General features: G+C 59.6%; 1 protein-coding gene. It reads left to right on the top strand.

Annotated elements, in window-relative coordinates:
* Positions 1-817 (top strand): calcium-binding protein (locus J1C52_RS15025; RefSeq protein ID WP_304621956.1); only part of this gene is annotated, 817 nt, incomplete at its 5' end.
* Between the last annotated feature and the right edge of the window lie 30 nt (positions 818-847).

Below are 847 nucleotides of genomic sequence, written 5' to 3'. Positions count from 1 at the left end.
AGGCCTTGGTGGTGCTGATGTCATCGAAGGCCTTGGCGGGAATGATGTTCTGGTTGGCAATGCGGGATCGGACACAATCTGGGGCGGCTTGGGGAACGATTCCATCTGGGCAGGGCCAGGTGACGATAGCGGCGACGACGTGGATGCAGGTCCTGGAAACGACATCGTCGGCGGCGGTCCCGGGAACGATACGCTGCTAGGCGGTGACGGTGATGACACTCTCTTTGGCGGTGACGGCTCGGATCAGCTAGATGGTGGCACAGGTGCGGATGTCATCTGGGCAGGCTCTGGAAACGACGTCATCACAGGAGGTGGTGGCGATGACACCCTCGGTGGAGGGCAGGGCAATGATACCATTAACGCAGGTGCCGGTGACGATATTGTCTATGGCGGGCTCGGAACCGGGGCCGATGATATATCCGGCGGCGACGGCGAGGATACGATCTACGCTGGAGCAGGGAACGACACGATTGATGGCGGTGCAGGAAACGATCTCCTGTTCAATGGCGCCGGTGACGACACTGTCACCGGGGGATCTGGGGACGATACGCTGTGGGGGGCTGCGGGGAACGATGTTCTGACAGGTGGTGATGGCGCCGATACATTCGCCTTCGTGGCCGGTAATGGTGCGGACACAATCAGCGACTTTGAAAGTGGTGTCGACGAAGTCCTGTTCAGCGGCACGGGCCTTAGCCAGGACGACTTGGTGTTCACCGACACCGCCGGTGGGGTCGAGGTAAGCTATGGGACCGACAGTCTCTTCTTCACCGGCTTAGCAAGCGCTGATTTCAACCCAGGAGACTTCGTCTTTGTCTGAAGGCTAGAAAACGCCTCACCCACTACTGAC

Source organism: Roseibaca sp. Y0-43 (assembly GCF_020667835.1).
In the GTDB taxonomy this organism is placed as follows: domain Bacteria; phylum Pseudomonadota; class Alphaproteobacteria; order Rhodobacterales; family Rhodobacteraceae; genus Roseinatronobacter.
The sequence above is the reverse complement of the archived record's forward strand: the minus strand, read 5'-3'. Positions and strand labels throughout refer to the sequence as shown.